At 68.6% G+C, this 14071-nt stretch carries 16 protein-coding genes; 7 read left to right on the top strand and 9 right to left on the bottom strand.

The features are described 5' to 3' along the window. Positions 1 to 38 precede the first annotated feature (38 nt). Genes ASD42_RS33095 through ASD42_RS33075 form a run of 5 tightly spaced genes read right to left on the bottom strand, consistent with a single transcriptional unit; the run spans position 39 to position 4713 of the window. Positions 39 to 1295, bottom strand: a complete 1257-nt coding sequence (locus ASD42_RS33095) for an ABC transporter substrate-binding protein (protein WP_056824680.1) — start codon at positions 1293 to 1295, stop codon at positions 39 to 41. Continuing rightward, positions 1285 to 2337 carry a branched-chain amino acid ABC transporter permease gene (locus ASD42_RS33090; protein WP_056824677.1) on the bottom strand — a complete coding sequence of 351 codons (1053 nt, stop codon included), beginning with the start codon at positions 2335 to 2337 and terminating at the stop codon, positions 1285 to 1287. Before ASD42_RS33090 ends, ASD42_RS33095 begins: the two co-directional genes overlap by 11 nt. Then, the gene (locus ASD42_RS33085; RefSeq protein ID WP_056824674.1) at positions 2334 to 3212 is read right to left on the bottom strand and encodes a branched-chain amino acid ABC transporter permease; all 879 of its coding nucleotides are present in this window, start codon (positions 3210 to 3212) and stop codon (positions 2334 to 2336) included. The genes ASD42_RS33090 and ASD42_RS33085 overlap by 4 nt, the downstream gene beginning before the upstream one ends. Next, positions 3209 to 3958 (bottom strand): ABC transporter ATP-binding protein, encoded by a 750-nt coding sequence (locus ASD42_RS33080; RefSeq protein ID WP_056824671.1) that lies wholly within the window; start codon positions 3956 to 3958, stop codon positions 3209 to 3211. Before ASD42_RS33080 ends, ASD42_RS33085 begins: the two co-directional genes overlap by 4 nt. Continuing rightward, on the bottom strand, positions 3955 to 4713 hold the full coding sequence (locus tag ASD42_RS33075) for an ABC transporter ATP-binding protein (RefSeq protein ID WP_056824668.1): 759 nt from the start codon (positions 4711 to 4713) through the stop codon (positions 3955 to 3957). The genes ASD42_RS33080 and ASD42_RS33075 overlap by 4 nt, the downstream gene beginning before the upstream one ends. Positions 4714 to 4847: 134 nt before the next feature. Here ASD42_RS33075 and ASD42_RS33070 point away from each other — a divergent pair, with 134 nt between their 5' ends. Beyond that, positions 4848 to 6137 (top strand): PucR family transcriptional regulator, encoded by a 1290-nt coding sequence (locus ASD42_RS33070; protein ID WP_056824665.1) that lies wholly within the window; start codon positions 4848 to 4850, stop codon positions 6135 to 6137. Beyond that, positions 6134 to 6478 (top strand): phosphoribosyl-AMP cyclohydrolase, encoded by a 345-nt coding sequence (gene hisI, locus ASD42_RS33065; RefSeq protein WP_056824662.1) that lies wholly within the window; start codon positions 6134 to 6136, stop codon positions 6476 to 6478. The genes ASD42_RS33070 and hisI overlap by 4 nt, the downstream gene beginning before the upstream one ends. On the opposite strand, the gene ASD42_RS33060 is transcribed toward hisI, so the two are convergent. The 4 genes from ASD42_RS33060 to ASD42_RS33045 form a co-directional block, all read right to left on the bottom strand. Next, positions 6475 to 6942 carry a MarR family winged helix-turn-helix transcriptional regulator gene (locus ASD42_RS33060; protein WP_056824659.1) on the bottom strand — a complete coding sequence of 156 codons (468 nt, stop codon included), beginning with the start codon at positions 6940 to 6942 and terminating at the stop codon, positions 6475 to 6477. The two genes, hisI and ASD42_RS33060, sit on opposite strands and share 4 nt — an antisense overlap. Positions 6943 to 7086: 144 nt before the next feature. Next, positions 7087 to 7659 carry a hypothetical protein gene (locus tag ASD42_RS33055; RefSeq protein ID WP_056824656.1) on the bottom strand — a complete coding sequence of 191 codons (573 nt, stop codon included), beginning with the start codon at positions 7657 to 7659 and terminating at the stop codon, positions 7087 to 7089. A gap of 67 nt (positions 7660 to 7726) precedes the next feature. Continuing rightward, on the bottom strand, positions 7727 to 8197 hold the full coding sequence (locus tag ASD42_RS33050) for a peroxiredoxin (protein ID WP_056824653.1): 471 nt from the start codon (positions 8195 to 8197) through the stop codon (positions 7727 to 7729). 73 nt (positions 8198 to 8270) lie between these two features. Further along, entirely contained in the window at positions 8271 to 8549 is a 279-nt protein-coding gene (locus tag ASD42_RS33045; protein ID WP_056824651.1) for a hypothetical protein, read from the bottom strand. 133 nt (positions 8550 to 8682) lie between these two features. Here ASD42_RS33045 and ASD42_RS33040 point away from each other — a divergent pair, with 133 nt between their 5' ends. The 5 genes from ASD42_RS33040 to trpA all read left to right on the top strand — a co-directional run bounded on the left by ASD42_RS33040 (position 8683) and on the right by trpA (position 13975). Then, positions 8683 to 10221 carry an anthranilate synthase component I gene (locus ASD42_RS33040; protein ID WP_056824647.1) on the top strand — a complete coding sequence of 513 codons (1539 nt, stop codon included), beginning with the start codon at positions 8683 to 8685 and terminating at the stop codon, positions 10219 to 10221. After that, on the top strand, positions 10218 to 10967 hold the full coding sequence (locus ASD42_RS33035) for a TIGR02234 family membrane protein (RefSeq protein ID WP_327154046.1): 750 nt from the start codon (positions 10218 to 10220) through the stop codon (positions 10965 to 10967). The genes ASD42_RS33040 and ASD42_RS33035 overlap by 4 nt, the downstream gene beginning before the upstream one ends. A gap of 124 nt (positions 10968 to 11091) precedes the next feature. Beyond that, complete coding sequence (trpC, locus tag ASD42_RS33030) at positions 11092 to 11913, top strand: indole-3-glycerol phosphate synthase TrpC (RefSeq protein ID WP_056824640.1); 822 nt, start codon at positions 11092 to 11094, stop codon at positions 11911 to 11913. After that, a complete protein-coding gene (gene trpB, locus ASD42_RS33025; protein ID WP_174551987.1) occupies positions 11910 to 13178 on the top strand; it encodes a tryptophan synthase subunit beta in 1269 nt (422 codons plus the stop codon). The genes trpC and trpB overlap by 4 nt, the downstream gene beginning before the upstream one ends. Next, complete coding sequence (gene trpA / locus ASD42_RS33020; RefSeq protein WP_056824633.1) at positions 13175 to 13975, top strand: tryptophan synthase subunit alpha; 801 nt, start codon at positions 13175 to 13177, stop codon at positions 13973 to 13975. Before trpB ends, trpA begins: the two co-directional genes overlap by 4 nt. The last annotated feature ends 96 nt before the right edge of the window (positions 13976 to 14071 follow it).

The following is a 14071-nucleotide window of genomic DNA, read 5'->3' as shown; positions in this document are numbered from 1 at the left end:
GCGCACGCTGGGCTGCGCTGCGCAACGTCGAGGGGCGACTACTTGCCGCTGGTGTCGATCAGGCCGCCGTCGGTCAGCGACCAGTGCTCGCCGACGAAGGTCTGGATACCGACGGCCTGGAGCGGATAGCCGTCGTCGGCACCGGTTTTCATCGAGATGCCGGGCAGCATCAGGTCGGCGGAGACGTTGTCGAGCGAGCGCATCGCGTCACGCAGGCCCTCTCGCGTCGGGCACTTCGCCGCTTCCATGGTCTTGCGGAAGCTCTCGGCCATCGTCCATCCGGCCATGGCGTGCTGGTTCTCGGGATCGGCGCCGGGGGCGTACTGCGCCAGCTTGGATCGGTAGGCCTGCATACCCGCGTCGGAGGCCCAGCGCGGGTCGGCGGCGTCCTTGAGGAATGCCGCGGTCACCGTGCCCTGGACATTGGGCAGGCCCACCGGACGCAGGGTGGCCATGGTGTTGGAGACCACGGCGAGCACGTGCAACGGATTCCAGTCGGCGTTGCGCACATCGGCGGCCAGCGCCTGCGAGGCGAACTTCGGCGTCGAGAAGTTCAGCAGCACATCGGCTTTGGAGTTGGCCAGGTTGCGCACCTGGGCGTCGACGGTGGGGTCGGTGACCTCGAAACTCTGCTCGGCGATCACCTTCACCCCGCTGCCGGCGACGCCCTCGGTGAACGCCGCGAGCAGGTCCTTGCCGAAGTCGTCGTTCTGATAGAGCACCGCCACGGTGGCGTTCGGCCGCTGCGCCTTCACGTACTGCGCGTAGGCCAGACCCTCGGTGCGGTAGCTGGGCTGCCAGCCGATGGTCCACGGGTGCTCGGTGCCCGCACCGAATTTGTTCGCCCCGGTGGCGACGAAGACCTGGGGCACCTTGCGCTGGTTGAGGTAGTCGGTGACCGCCGAAGAGGTTGCCGTGCCCAGGGTTTGGAATACCGCGAACACCTGGTCCTGTTCGACCAGGCGGCGGGTCTCCTCGACGGTCTTGGGCGGCTGGTAGCCGTCGTCGCGGACGATGTAGTCGACTTTGCGTCCGTCGATGCCGCCTTGCTCGGCGTTGATGTAGTCGAAGTAGGCCTTGGCGCCCTTGGGTACCTCGCTGTAGGCCGAGGCCGGACCCGACAGCGGGTACGCCCCGCCGAGTTTGATGGTGGTGTCGGTGATTCCGGTGGTCTGCTGACCCTGGCAGTCGCCTTGACCGACGGAGCCGGTCTCCTCGCCGCGACCACCACACGCGGTGAGGGTCGCGAGAAGCGCGGCCGTTACACCGATGGAGCGGATTGCCCTAGTGCGCATGAGTTTTCCCTTTCCGGACACGATGTCCGAGCCATTGCGTCCACTGGGTGGCCAGGCCGGCCAATCCCTTGGGCGCGAGGTACATGACCGCGATGATCAGCAGTCCGAAGATGACGCCGGGTGCGGCTTGGTTGACGTCCTGGGCGAAGCTGGGCACGAACATCACGAACAGTCCGCCCAGCAGCGGGCCCCAGGTGGTGCCGAGCCCGCCGACGACCAGCCCGGCCAGCAGCGTGACCGACAACGTCAGCGCGAACGAGTCGGGCGAGACGAACGCGATCACCCAGGTGTAGACACAGCCGGCCACACCGGCCAGCAGCGCGCTCCAGGCGAAGGCGAGCGTCTTGTAGTGCGCCAGGTTCACCCCGAGCACCTCGGCGGCGATCTCGTTGTCGCGCATCGCGTGCAGTGCCCGCCCGACTCGCGAGCGCAGCATCCCGGCGACCAGCACGAAGCTGAGCACGGTGGTGGCCAGCGCCAGGAAATACAGCCACTGGTCCTCGGCGAGGCCGGTCCACGCGGGCGGCACCGGCTTGTCGACGACGAGTCCCATCGAGCCGCCGGTGAGTCCGTCGAACCGCTTGAGCAGGGGGACCAGGAAGATCGCGATGGCCAGGGTGACCAGGGCCAGGTACAGCCCGCGCAGTCGCAGCGCCGGGACGCCGAGTGCGAAACCGAGAACGAAGGCGATGGCCGCGGCGATCGGGATGGTCGCGAAATACGGTATGTCCCAGCGCTCCATCGCGATCGCGGCGGTGTAGGCGCCGACCGCGAAGAAGGCGCCGTGGCCGAGCGAGATCTGGCCGGTGTGGCCGACCAGCAGGTTCAGCCCGAGCAGGGTGACCGCGTAGATCATCGCCATGGCCAGCTGGAAGGTGTGGAAGGGCACCAACTGGAAGGGGGCGACGCAGGCCAGCAGGAGAACTCCGGCCGTCGCGACGAGCGGCCAGCGCAGCGTCGTCAGTCGGTGCGGTTTCGGTTTCGGTTCCGGTGTCGCGACAGGCGTTGCCGAAGGCGTAGCCGCAATGTTCACTTCGCTCATACTCTTTCCACCGCCGCGTGTCCGAACAGACCTTGCGGGCGCAGCAACAGCACGCCCAGGATGATCACCAGCGGCACACCGATCTTGAGTTCGGTGCCGATCGCGTCGACGTAAGCGCCGGTGAGGGTTTCGGCGACGCCGACGATCAGACCGCCTGCCACCGCGCCGCCGGGGGAGTCGAACCCACCCAGCGTCGCCGCCGCGAAGGCGTAGATGAGGACTCCGCCCATCATGTTGGGTTCGAGGAACAGCAGCGGCGCCGACAGCACGCCCGACACCGATCCGACCAGCGCGGCCAGTCCCCAGCCGAGCGCGAGTACGGTGCCGACCCGGATGCCGACGAGTTTGGCCGACTGCGGGTTACACGCCACCGCCCGCATCGCGAGTCCGATCCTGGTGTAGCGGAACAGCAGATACAGCAGCGCCATGACCACGGCGACAACGAGCAGGACGCCGAGACTGCCGTAGCCCACACTCAGGCCGCCACCACGGAGAGCCCCCTCCGGGAAGGGATTCGGGAACGATTTGGTCTGATACGACCAGATCCAGCCCGCGGTGGCGTTGATGGTGAAGAACAGTCCGACGGTGACGATCACCAGGGTGATCTCGGGTGCGCCCTCGACCGGACGGATCACCACCCGTTCGATCAGCATGCCGCCGGCGAACGAGATGGTGAGGGTGAGGATCAGCGCCGCCCAGAACGGCATGGTCTGGCTCAGCTGCCAGGCCAGGAACGCCGAGAACATGGCCAGCTCGCCCTGGGCGAAATTGACGATCCCGGTGAATCGGTAGATGAGCACCAGCGCCAGCGCGAGACCCGCGTAGATAGCGCCCGCGGACAGGCCCTCGACGAGTTGCTGCAGGAATTCGATCACGGCTTCACCTGGATTCCCAGGTAGGAGCGGGTGACCTGCTCATCGGCCCTGATCTGCTCGGCGGTGCCCGACAACACGATGCGCCCGGTTTCCAGGACGTGCGCCTGCTGGGCGACACTGAGCGCCAGATGGGCGTTCTGTTCGACGACGATCACCGTGGTGCGTTCCTCTTCGTTGATGGTGGCGACGATCCCGAACAACTCCTGGGTGACCAGCGGTGAGAGGCCGAGCGAGGGTTCGTCGAGCAGCAGCATGCGTGGCCGCAGCATCAGCGCCCGGCCGATGGCGAGCATCTGCTGCTGGCCGCCGGACAGGCCGCCCGCGGCGTCGCGCTGTTTGTCGCGCAGGATCGGGAAGTAGTCGTAGACGCGGCGCAGGTCGGTGTCGACGGCGGCGCGGTCACGGCGGGTGTAGGCGCCGAGACGCAGGTTCTCTTCGACGGTGAGCGGGGCGAAGGTGCCGCGTCCTTCGGGGACATGGGCGACACCGAGGCGCGCCATCGATTCCGGTGCGCGACCGGATACTTCGTCACCGTCGAGGACCAGGCTGCCGCGGACCTTGATCATTCCGCACAGTGCGCGCAGCAGGGTGGTCTTGCCTGCGCCGTTGGGGCCGAGGATCGCGCACACGGTGCCCTGCTCGACCGAGAAGCTGACGCCGTGCAGGACTTTCGCCGCACCGTAACCGGCATGCAGATCGGTGACCGTCAGAAACGCGTTGTCGGCCGTCGGCCAGTGCTCGCTCATGCCGAAGCTCCCAGGTATGCGCGGATGACGGCCGGATCCTGCTGCACCGCTTCGGGTTTGCCCTCGGCGATCACCTGGCCGAACTCGAGGCAGATCACCCGATCGCAGGTGCCCATCACGAAACCCATGTGGTGTTCGACGACGATCACGGTGAGCGCGAGGTCGGCTTGCAGGCCGCGCAGGCGGGCGGCGAATTCGTCCACTTCCCCGTGGCTCAAGCCGTTCACCGGTTCGTCGAGCAGCAGCAGCTGTGGCCGCACCGCCAGCGCCCTGGCGAGTTCGATGCGTTTGAGGGTGCCGAACGGCAGGCCGGAGGCCGGGTGGTCGGCGACCGCGGTCAGGTCGAGGCGTTCGAGCAGTTCGTCGGCCTCGGCGCGCAGCAGCTTTTCCTCCTTGCGGACCTTCGGCAACCGCAGTCCGGCTGAAACGAAGCCCGCGCAGGCCCGGTGGTGCGCGCCGACGAGGACGTTCTCGCGCACCGAGAGGCGGGGGAACAGACCGAGGTTCTGGAACGTGCGGGCGATACCGAGCGTGGCCAGCGCGTCGGGCCGCACCGTGGACAGATCGGTGTCGAGGTAACGCATGGTGCCCGACGTCAGCCGGTTGCGCCGGGTCATGCAGTTGAACAGGGTGGTCTTGCCGGCGCCGTTGGGTCCGATCAGGCCGACCATCTCGCCGGGAGCGACCGTGAACCCGACGTCCTGTAAAGCGGTGATGCCGCCGAAGCGCACCGTCAGGTTGGTTATCTCGAGCATGTGAAGAACACTAAGACCGCAGGTCGGAGCCCACATCGGACGTTGCGGACCAAGAAACTCGGCCGGTGCTCGTCCGCTGCGGACAGTGTGACGTGGTTGACACTGTGGGCGCGTTGCATGCACACTCCCGAAATATGTCAGCTGGATCACTTTTATCCGTTTCGACCGAGTCCGATCAGGTGCGGGCCGAGCGTCACCGGATAGCGGGCGCCGCTTACGACCACGCCGACGAGATCGCCGACGATGTGATGGCCAAGATCCGCGCCGAGCTGCCCGGCTACGCCACCGCGGGTCCCGGCCTGCTCGATGACGTGCACGATCAGCTCGCCCGGCTGAGCCGCACGGGGCTCGGCGCGTTGCTCGAGCACCGTCGGGTCTGCCCGTCCGACGTCGCCTATGCCCGGCAGGCGGCGGCGCGGCGGGCCCGCACCGGGCTGCCGCTGGTCGACTACATCGCCGCGTTCCGTCTCGGCCAGCGGGCCATCTGGAAATCGCTGCTCGCGCACGCGGGCGATTCCGAGGCCGGTCGCGCGGCCGTGCTGTCGCTAGCTGGACCGCTGGCGCGCTACACCGATCTGATCAGTACCCAGGCCACCGACGCGTATCTGGAATTCCAGCAGTACGTGGCCGCCGAATCGGGGCGCGACTCGCAGGCTCTGATGGACGCGTTGCTCGACGGCGCGCTGCCCGCGAGCGGTCCGCACCTGTCGGTGGCCACCGCGCACGGCATCGGGGCCGAACGCGCCACGCCGGTGGTCGTCGTCACCGCGGTGGTCCTGGATCGGGGCGAGGACTCGTCCGAAAGTCTGCTTCAGGCAAAGCAATTGGTATCCGCGGCGCTGGCGCGGTGCACGGTCAACGGATTGCGGACCCTGTCGGTGGTGCGCGGTTCCGAGATCGTCGCAGTGCCCGCGCTCGGTGCGGGCGTCGCGGCCGACGGACTGTGCGAGCGGCTGCGCGCGATGCAGGACGAACTGGGCGCCGAGGGCATCACGCTTGCCATCGGGGTGAGCACCACGGTGACCGAGGTCGCCCAGATTCCCCGCGCCTACCGGCAGGCGCAGGCCGCGCTCGAGCTCCTGCCCGAAGGGGGTGGGGTACTCGCGTTGCCGCAGATCACGCCGTTCAAATACCTGCTCCTGCGTGCCGATGACACGACCCGCCAGCTGGTCGACCCGCGCATCGGCAGCGCACTGGCCGAGGACCGTGTTCGCGGCGGGACCTTGGCCGAGACGATCCGCGCGTTCGCCGCCGCCGACATGAATCTGCGCGAGGCCGCCGATACCCTCCACATCCACCTCAATACGGCCAAGTACCGCCTCGGCCGGATCCAGGAGCTCACCGGTCGCAATGTGCGCAGCGTGAACGACCTCGTCGAACTGCTGGTGGCCATCGAACTGGCTGCTGTTATAAACGAGGCATGAGCCTCGACCCTGCCATCGCCGCCCGCCTCAAGCGCACCGAGGACGGACTGATCGCCGCGATCGCGCAGGAGAAGGCGACCGGTGACGTGCTGATGATGGCGTGGATGGACGACGAGGCGCTGGCCCGCACGCTGCACACCCGTCGGGCGACCTACTATTCGCGCTCGCGGCAGCAGTACTGGGTCAAGGGCGAGACCTCGGGGCACACCCAGTACGTGCACGAGGTGCGCCTCGATTGCGACGGCGACACGCTGCTGCTGATCGTCGATCAGGAAGGCGCGGCCTGCCACACCGGCACCCACACCTGCTTCGACGCCGACGTCCTGCTCGCCGCGGACTAGTCGCCGTCTTCGGCGAGGATTCGATTCAGCCGGTCGGACAGAGTTTCTCCGAACACCGCCAGTTGCGCGGTCTGCTGATCGGTGAGACCGTCGAGCACGAGCCTGCGCACGGCGTCGACATAGCCGGGGGCGGCCTCGATCACCTTTTCGAAGCCCGCGTCGGTGAGTACCGCGTGCACTCCGCGTCGACCCGCGGTGGTGTCGCGGCGGGCCCAGCCGAGTCGTTCCAGCTTCGACACCACATGCGACAGTCTCGATAGCGACGCATTTGCCTTGTGGGCGAGATCACTCAACTGCAGACGATGGCCCGGCTCCTCCGAGAGCGCGCTGAGCACGCGGAATTCGAAATGGGTGAGCCCGGACTCGCGTTGCAGCCGGGTGTCCAACGCGCCGGGAATCCGGGTCATGAGCGCGACGATCGCCTGCCATGCGCGTTGTTCGACGGGGTCGAGCCACTGAGTCATCGCCGTGACTGCCTCGCGGCCGGACGGCGGACATGGTGGAGTTGGGCGCTCACAAGAAAGAGTTTGCCACGACGTCGCTGTGGCGTCCGCGAGTTGGCGGTGGTCGTGAGGTCACTCACATCACCGCGGGGGTGTGCGTGAAGGCTATCGATCGCCGGTCATCGGCGGGGTGACAGGCTCCGGCGCCTGGGCGGCGGCCTTGGCGGCCTTGTGACGGCTGAATCCACGCTTGCCCAGCAGGGCGAGCGCCAGTGCGAACACCACCGCCGCGATGATGGCGCCGACCAGGCAGGCGCCGCGGAAGGCCGGTGCGTCCACATCCAGAATGCGTTGACCGGCGTGTGCGGCATTGTTGCCACCGAGCACGATCGTCAAGGTCATCAGATTCGGCAGCGAGCAGGCCAGCGCGACGATCACCGCCGCGCCCGCCATGAACTTGCCGCCCTTGCGCTTCCAGACCCGCACCGCGAATATCAGCAGCAGCAGTGGCAGCAGGGTGAACACGAACCCGTAGACCAGACCCCACCAGATGCCCGAGCTGAAACTGCCGTGCACAGTGTTGGCCAGTCGCTGTGCCCACCATCGGGGGATGAACGAGGAAAGAACGAAGTAGGCGATCACCAGCACCACCACCGTGGCGAGCGCCATGATCGCCCGGTTGCGCCAGATGACGGCCGTGGATTTCTGACCGCTCGACTGCACCTCGCCGGTTGTCATCTGGCCAGCGTAAGTGCGTCGAGGTCGCCGGGCGTCGATCCGTCGCCCGGCGATTCGTCGATCGGCGCTACTCCGGGGTGTGGCTGCGTTCGCGCAGGAAAGCCAGTGCTTCGTCGGCGTGCACGGCCGCGCGCAGTTCGCCGGTGATGATCTTCAGGATCGTGCGGTCGGTGTCGATGACGAAGGTATGCCGTTTGACGGGGGCGAGCTTGCCGAGCAGTCCACGCTTCACGCCGAATTCGGCGGCCACCGCGCCGTCGTGATCGGACAGCACGGGGTAATCGAGGCGCTGCTTGGTGGCGAAACCGGCCTGCACCTCGGTGCTGTCGGTGCTGATGCCGACACACGCGGCGCCGAGCGCGGCGAACTCGCCGCTCAGATCACGGAAGTGGCAGGCTTCCGCGGTGCACACCGGGGTATTGGCGGCGGGGTAGAAGAACAGCACCACCGGGCCGTCGGCGAGCAAGCCGTCGAGCGTGCGGAGCTGGGCGGACTGATCGGGGAGCTCGAACTGCGGAGCGCGCTGGCCTGGCTGCATGCCCAGACAGTAACGATCAGCGGCCCACGAAGGAAGATCCCCGCTCACGGAGACGAGCGGGGATCTTCGCGGCCTACTGGTCGAGCAGCGCCGCGATGTCGGGATTGCGGATCTGCATCACGTCGAGGATGCCGTGCGCGCGCAGCAGTGGTTCCAGCTCACGGATGCGATCGCTGTGCCCGGCGTACTCGTCGGGGAAGTTCTTCTTGTCGAGGTCCTGGATGGCCTTGGCGTAGGTGACGAACGAGTTGATCGCGCTCGTGGACACCGCCTGCTGGCCGGGACCGTAGTGCTGCTGCGACGGGACAGCCAGCCGGCCGTCCTGTGCGCCCTGGTGCGAGGGGTACAACATTGCTCCTCTCGGAAAGGGGGTTACCGCATGCGACATGGAACGCGCGAGAGTGTAGTGATGCCGGTCACCGCCCGATTCGGCGCGGGGTCGGGTCCGCGCGCGTCGGCGACGGCACGCCTGGGATGATGGGCTCATGCAGGGCGCGTCGACACCAACCACCACGACCCGCGAACAGTTCCGGCTGCTCGCCGCCGAGCACCGGGTCGTCCCGGTGACCCGAAAGGTGCTGGCGGACTCCGAAACTCCGCTCTCGGCCTATTCCAAACTGGCCGGTGACCGGCCGGGGACCTTCCTGTTCGAATCCGCGGAGAACGGGCGTTCGTGGTCGCGCTGGTCGTTCATCGGCGCGGGCAGCCCGTCCGCGCTCACCGTCGTCGACGGTGAAGCCGCCTGGCTTGGCACGGTGCCCGCCGACGCACCCACCGGCGGTGACCCGCTGCGCGTGCTGCACGAGACGCTCGAACTGCTGCGCACCGAACGGCTGCCCGGTCTACCGCCGCTCACCGGCGGCATGGTCGGCTTTCTCGGCTACGACGCGGTGCGCCGGATCGAACGGCTGCCCGAGCTCGCCGCCGACGATCTGCGAGTTCCCGAACTGGTGCTCATGCTGGCCACCGACCTGGCCGCGTTCGATCACCACGAGGGCGCGATCACCCTCATCGCCAACGCGGTGAACTGGGACGGCACCGACTCCCGCGTCGACGCCGCCTACGACGACGCCGTCGCCCGGCTCGACCGGATGACCGCCGCGCTGGCCACCCCGGCGCCCTCGACGGTGTCGGTCTTCGAACAGCCCGAACCGCAGTTCCTGCGCAGGCGCACCACCGAGGAATTCGGTGCGGGCGTGCGCCGCCTGATCAAGGAGATCGAGGCGGGCGAGGCGTTCCAGGTGGTGCTCTCGCAGCGCTTCGAAATGGATTACACCGGGTCCCCGCTCGCGGTCTACCGGATGCTGCGGGCCTCGAATCCGAGCCCGTACATGTATCTGATGCACATCCCCGACGGCGTGGGCGGCACCGCGTTCTCCATCGTCGGATCGAGTCCGGAATCGCTGGTCACCGTGAAAGACGGGGTGGCCACGACACATCCGATCGCGGGCACCCGCTGGCGTGGCGACAGTGCCGAGGACGACATCCTGCTCGAGAAGGATCTGCTCGCCGACGAGAAGGAGAACGCCGAGCACCTGATGCTCGTCGACCTCGGTCGCAACGATCTCGGTCGGGTCTGCCGTCCCGGCACGGTGAAGGTCACCCAGTACCGCCACGTGGAGCGGTACAGCCACGTGATGCACCTGGTCTCGACGGTGTCCGGGCTGCTCGCCGAGGGCAAGGACGCGCTCGACGCGGTGCGGGCCTGCTTCCCCGCCGGCACGCTGTCGGGGGCGCCGAAGGTGCGGGCGATGGAACTGATCGAGGAGCTGGAACCGACCCGTCGGGGCATCTACGGCGGCGTGGTCGGCTACCTCGACTTCGCCGGTGACGCCGACACCGCCATCGCCATCCGCACCGCCCTGCTCAAGGACGGCACCGCCTATGTCCAGGCGGGCGCGGGCGTGGTCGCCGACTCCGACCCGATCGCCGAGGACACCGAGGCCCGCAACAAGGCCATGGCGGTGCTCAAGGCGATCGCGGCGGCGCAGACCCTGCACACCTACGAAGGCGGGGCCCTGTGACGGCCACCCCAGGAGAAGACGACACCGGACGGTCGGTCGACGCGACTGACGCCGACGTGCCGGGGACGGGCGCCACGCCCGCCCCGACGGCGAAGCCGATCGTTCCGGTCGTGTTGCTCGCGCTGGCGGCCGCCGGTCTGTGGGCGTCCTCGCGGATGACGTGGGTGACGGTGCACTCGGCCGACGGTCTCACCGAACCGCGCACCGACGACCTCAACGGTGGCGTGTGGTTCGGCGCGCTCACCCCGCTCGCGCTGGTGCTGGTCGCCTCGATCGCGGCGGTCTTCGCGGTCAAGGGCGTGCTGCGTCAGCTGCTCGGGGTGGTGATCTCGGTGGTGGCCGCGGCCGCCGCGGTGCCGGGCTTCGCGCTGGCCGTCGGCGCGGGCAGGACCGCCGAACGGGCGGGCACGCTGGCCGAGCTGCCGGTGCGCGCGGTGGTCAGCTCCGCCGAGACGCATCTCGCCCCCGCGATCCTGTCGATCTTCGCGGCGAGCCTGGCACTGGCCGCGGGCATCCTGCTCACCCGTCGCCCCGGTGAACGCGCCGAGGTCTCCGACAGATACGACAACCCCGTGTTCCGTAAGGCCGACGCCAGCGCCGCGGTGAGCAAGCAGAACACGGAGACCGGAACCGCGGCGCCACTGTCGGACCGGGTGCTGTGGGACGCGCTCGACGCGGGCACCGACCCGACCGACACCTCCGACACCTCGGGCGCCGACCAGCGTCCGGCCGAGGGAAACAAGTGACCGGCAGCACCCCCGCCGCAGTGACACGCGCGACGGGCATTTATTCTTTACCAGCATCGGTGAGACAGCGCCTGAGGGGACTCTCGGGCGAGAAGTGCGTCTCCCCAGAAAGGATTCGAGCCAGATGACGGTACTCGACTCGATTCTCGACGGGGTCCGAGCGGATGTTGCCGCTCGCGAAGCCCTCCTCGATTTTCAAGCGATCAAAGCTGCTGCCGCCGCGGTCAAGGGACCGCTGGACGCACACGCCGCGCTGCACGAGGACGGAATCGGTGTCATCGCCGAGGTGAAGCGAGCCAGCCCCTCCAAGGGCGCGCTGGCCGACATCCCCGATCCCGCCGTGCTGGCCAAGGCCTACGAAGACGGGGGCGCGCGCATCATCAGCGTGCTCACCGAGGGCCGCCGCTTCGGCGGATCGCTCGACGATCTCGACGCCGTGCGCGCCGCCGTGAACATCCCGGTGCTGCGCAAGGACTTCGTCGTCGGTCCGTACCAGATCCACGAGGCCCGTGCCCACGGCGCCGACGTGATCCTGCTGATCGTGGCCGCGCTCGAACAGGACGTGCTGGCCTCGCTGATCGACCGCACCGAATCCCTCGGCATGACCGCCCTGGTGGAGGTGCACACCGAGGAAGAGGCCGACCGCGCCCTCGAAGCCGGTGCGACGGTGATCGGCATCAACGCGCGCAACCTCAAGACCCTCGAGGTCGACCGCGATGTGTTCGCGCGGATCGCGCCCGGCCTGCCCTCCGAGGTCATCCGGGTGGCCGAGTCCGGCATCCGCGGCACCGCCGACCTGCTGGCCTACGCCGGTGCGGGCGCCGATGCCGTGCTCGTCGGCGAGGGCCTGGTGACCAGTGGTAACCCGCGTTCGGCCGTGTCCGAACTGGTGACCGCGGGCACGCACCCGTCCTGCCCGAAGCCGGCTCGCCGGAGCATCCGGTGACGGTGCTTCCCCCGGCGAGCGCCGGTGTCGCGCAGCACTCCGACTACGAACCCGACGCGGGTGGCCACTTCGGCGTCTACGGCGGACGCCACGTCCCCGAGGCGCTGATGGCCGTGATCGAAGAGGTCACCGCCGAGTACGACAAGATCCGCACCGATCGCACCTTCCTCGACGAGCTCGACCGGTTGCAGCGCGACTACACCGGCCGTCCTTCGCCGGTGTTCGAATGCACCGGGCTGGCCGCGCATGCCGGTGGCGCGCGGATCTTCCTCAAGCGCGAGGACCTCAACCACACCGGCTCGCACAAGATCAACAATGTGCTCGGCCAGGCCCTGCTCGCCAAGCGGATGGGCAAGACCCGCGTCATCGCCGAGACCGGTGCGGGCCAGCACGGCGTCGCGACCGCCACCGCCTGCGCGCTGCTCGGCCTCGACTGCGTGATCTACATGGGCGCGGTCGACACCGCCCGCCAGGCGCTGAACGTGGCCCGCATGCGGCTGCTCGGCGCCGAGGTGATTCCGGTGACCTCGGGTTCGCAGACTCTCAAGGACGCCATCAACGAGGCGTTGCGCGACTGGGTCAGCCACGCCGACGACACGTTCTACTGCTTCGGCACCGCCGCGGGCCCGCACCCGTTCCCGCTGCTGGTGCGTGATTTCCAGCGCGTGATCGGTCTGGAAGCGCGCGAGCAGATCCAGACCACGGAGCAGGCGGGCAGGCTGCCCGATGCCGTCGTGGCCTGCGTCGGCGGCGGTTCCAACGCCATCGGCATCTTCCACGCGTTCATTCCCGACGCGGGCGTGCGCCTCGTCGGTTTCGAAGCGGCCGGTGACGGCGTCGAAACCGGGCGGCACGCGGCCACCTTCACCGGCGGCACCCCCGGCGCGTTCCAGGGCGCGTACTCGTACCTGCTGCAGGACGAGGACGGCCAGACCATCGAATCGCATTCGATCTCGGCCGGTCTGGACTATCCGGGCGTCGGCCCCGAGCACGCCCACCTCAAGGACATCGGCCGCGCCGAATACCGGCCGATCACCGACACCGAGGCGATGGACGCGCTGCTGCTGCTCTCGCGCACCGAGGGCATCATCCCGGCGATCGAGTCCGCGCACGCGGTGGCGGGCGCGCTGAAGCTGGGCTCCGAGCTCGGCGAGGGCGCGGTCATCCTGGTCAACCTGTCCGGTCGTGGCGACAAGGACATGGACACCGCGGGCCGCTGGTTCGGCCTGTTCGATGACGATGCCGCCGAGGAGAACAAGCAGTGAGCCAGCAGTCCCGTCTCGCGAACACCTTCGCTGCCGCGCGTAGCGAAGGTCGGGCCGCCCTGATCGGGTACCTGCCCGCGGGCTTTCCCGACCTCGCCGGATCCATCGCCGCCTGTCGCGCGCTGGTCGAAGCCGGGTGCGACATCGTCGAAGTGGGCGTCGCCTACTCCGATCCGGTGATGGACGGCCCGGTCATCCAGGCCGCCGCCGAGCAGGCCCTGCGCAGCGGGGTGCGCGTACGCGACGTGTTCTCCGTCGTCGAGGCGATCGCCGACGCCGGTGGTCAGGCCGTGGTGATGAGCTACTGGAACCCGGTGCTCAGCTACGGCGTCGACACCTTCGCCCGCGACCTGGCCGCGGCCGGTGGCGCCGGGATGATCACCCCGAACCTGATTCCCGACGAGGCCGACGACTGGTTCGTCGCCTCGTCCACCCACAACCTGGATCGCATCTTCCTGGTCGCACCGTCCTCGACCGAAGAGCGCCTGGTCAAGACCCTCGAGGCCTCGCGTGGCTTCATCTACGCGGCCTCGACCATGGGTGTGACCGGTGCGCGCGACGCGGTCTCCTCGGCCGCGCCCGCGCTGTGCTCGCGCATCCGCGCGCACTCCGACATCCCGATCGGCGTCGGCCTCGGCGTGCGTTCGGGTGCGCAGGCCGCCGAGATCGCCGCGTACGCCGACGGCGTCATCGTCGGTTCGGCGCTGGTCTCGGCTGTACCCGAGGGCCTCGACGCGGTCCGCGCACTGACCGCCGAGCTAGCTGAAGGCGTGCGCGCGGCGACCGTTCGTTCCTGAGAGTCGCACGATGGGCCCGGCCGTTGATCAGCGGCCGGGCCCATCGCTCGTCACCGGCCCGTCGTCCGCCGTCCGGGTCGCGGCAACACGCCCGTA

It is taken from the genome of Nocardia sp. Root136, from assembly GCF_001427185.1.
GTDB lineage: Bacteria > Actinomycetota > Actinomycetes > Mycobacteriales > Mycobacteriaceae > Nocardia > Nocardia salmonicida.
This window is presented reverse-complemented; position numbering and strand designations above follow the sequence as displayed.

Coding starts and splice junctions, on each gene's coding strand:
- ASD42_RS33095 (WP_056824680.1), bottom strand. CDS start 1,295: ATGCGCACTAGGGCAATCCGCTCCATCGGTGTAACGGCCGCGCTTCTC.
- ASD42_RS33090 (WP_056824677.1), bottom strand. CDS start 2,337: ATGAGCGAAGTGAACATTGCGGCTACGCCTTCGGCAACGCCTGTCGCG.
- ASD42_RS33080 (WP_056824671.1), bottom strand. CDS start 3,958: ATGAGCGAGCACTGGCCGACGGCCGACAACGCGTTTCTGACGGTCACC.
- ASD42_RS33075 (WP_056824668.1), bottom strand. CDS start 4,713: ATGCTCGAGATAACCAACCTGACGGTGCGCTTCGGCGGCATCACCGCT.
- ASD42_RS33070 (WP_056824665.1), top strand. CDS start 4,848: ATGTCAGCTGGATCACTTTTATCCGTTTCGACCGAGTCCGATCAGGTG.
- hisI (WP_056824662.1), top strand. CDS start 6,134: ATGAGCCTCGACCCTGCCATCGCCGCCCGCCTCAAGCGCACCGAGGAC.
- ASD42_RS33060 (WP_056824659.1), bottom strand. CDS start 6,942: ATGACTCAGTGGCTCGACCCCGTCGAACAACGCGCATGGCAGGCGATC.
- ASD42_RS33055 (WP_056824656.1), bottom strand. CDS start 7,659: ATGACAACCGGCGAGGTGCAGTCGAGCGGTCAGAAATCCACGGCCGTC.
- ASD42_RS33050 (WP_056824653.1), bottom strand. CDS start 8,197: ATGCAGCCAGGCCAGCGCGCTCCGCAGTTCGAGCTCCCCGATCAGTCC.
- ASD42_RS33045 (WP_056824651.1), bottom strand. CDS start 8,549: ATGTTGTACCCCTCGCACCAGGGCGCACAGGACGGCCGGCTGGCTGTC.
- ASD42_RS33040 (WP_056824647.1), top strand. CDS start 8,683: ATGCAGGGCGCGTCGACACCAACCACCACGACCCGCGAACAGTTCCGG.
- trpC (WP_056824640.1), top strand. CDS start 11,092: ATGACGGTACTCGACTCGATTCTCGACGGGGTCCGAGCGGATGTTGCC.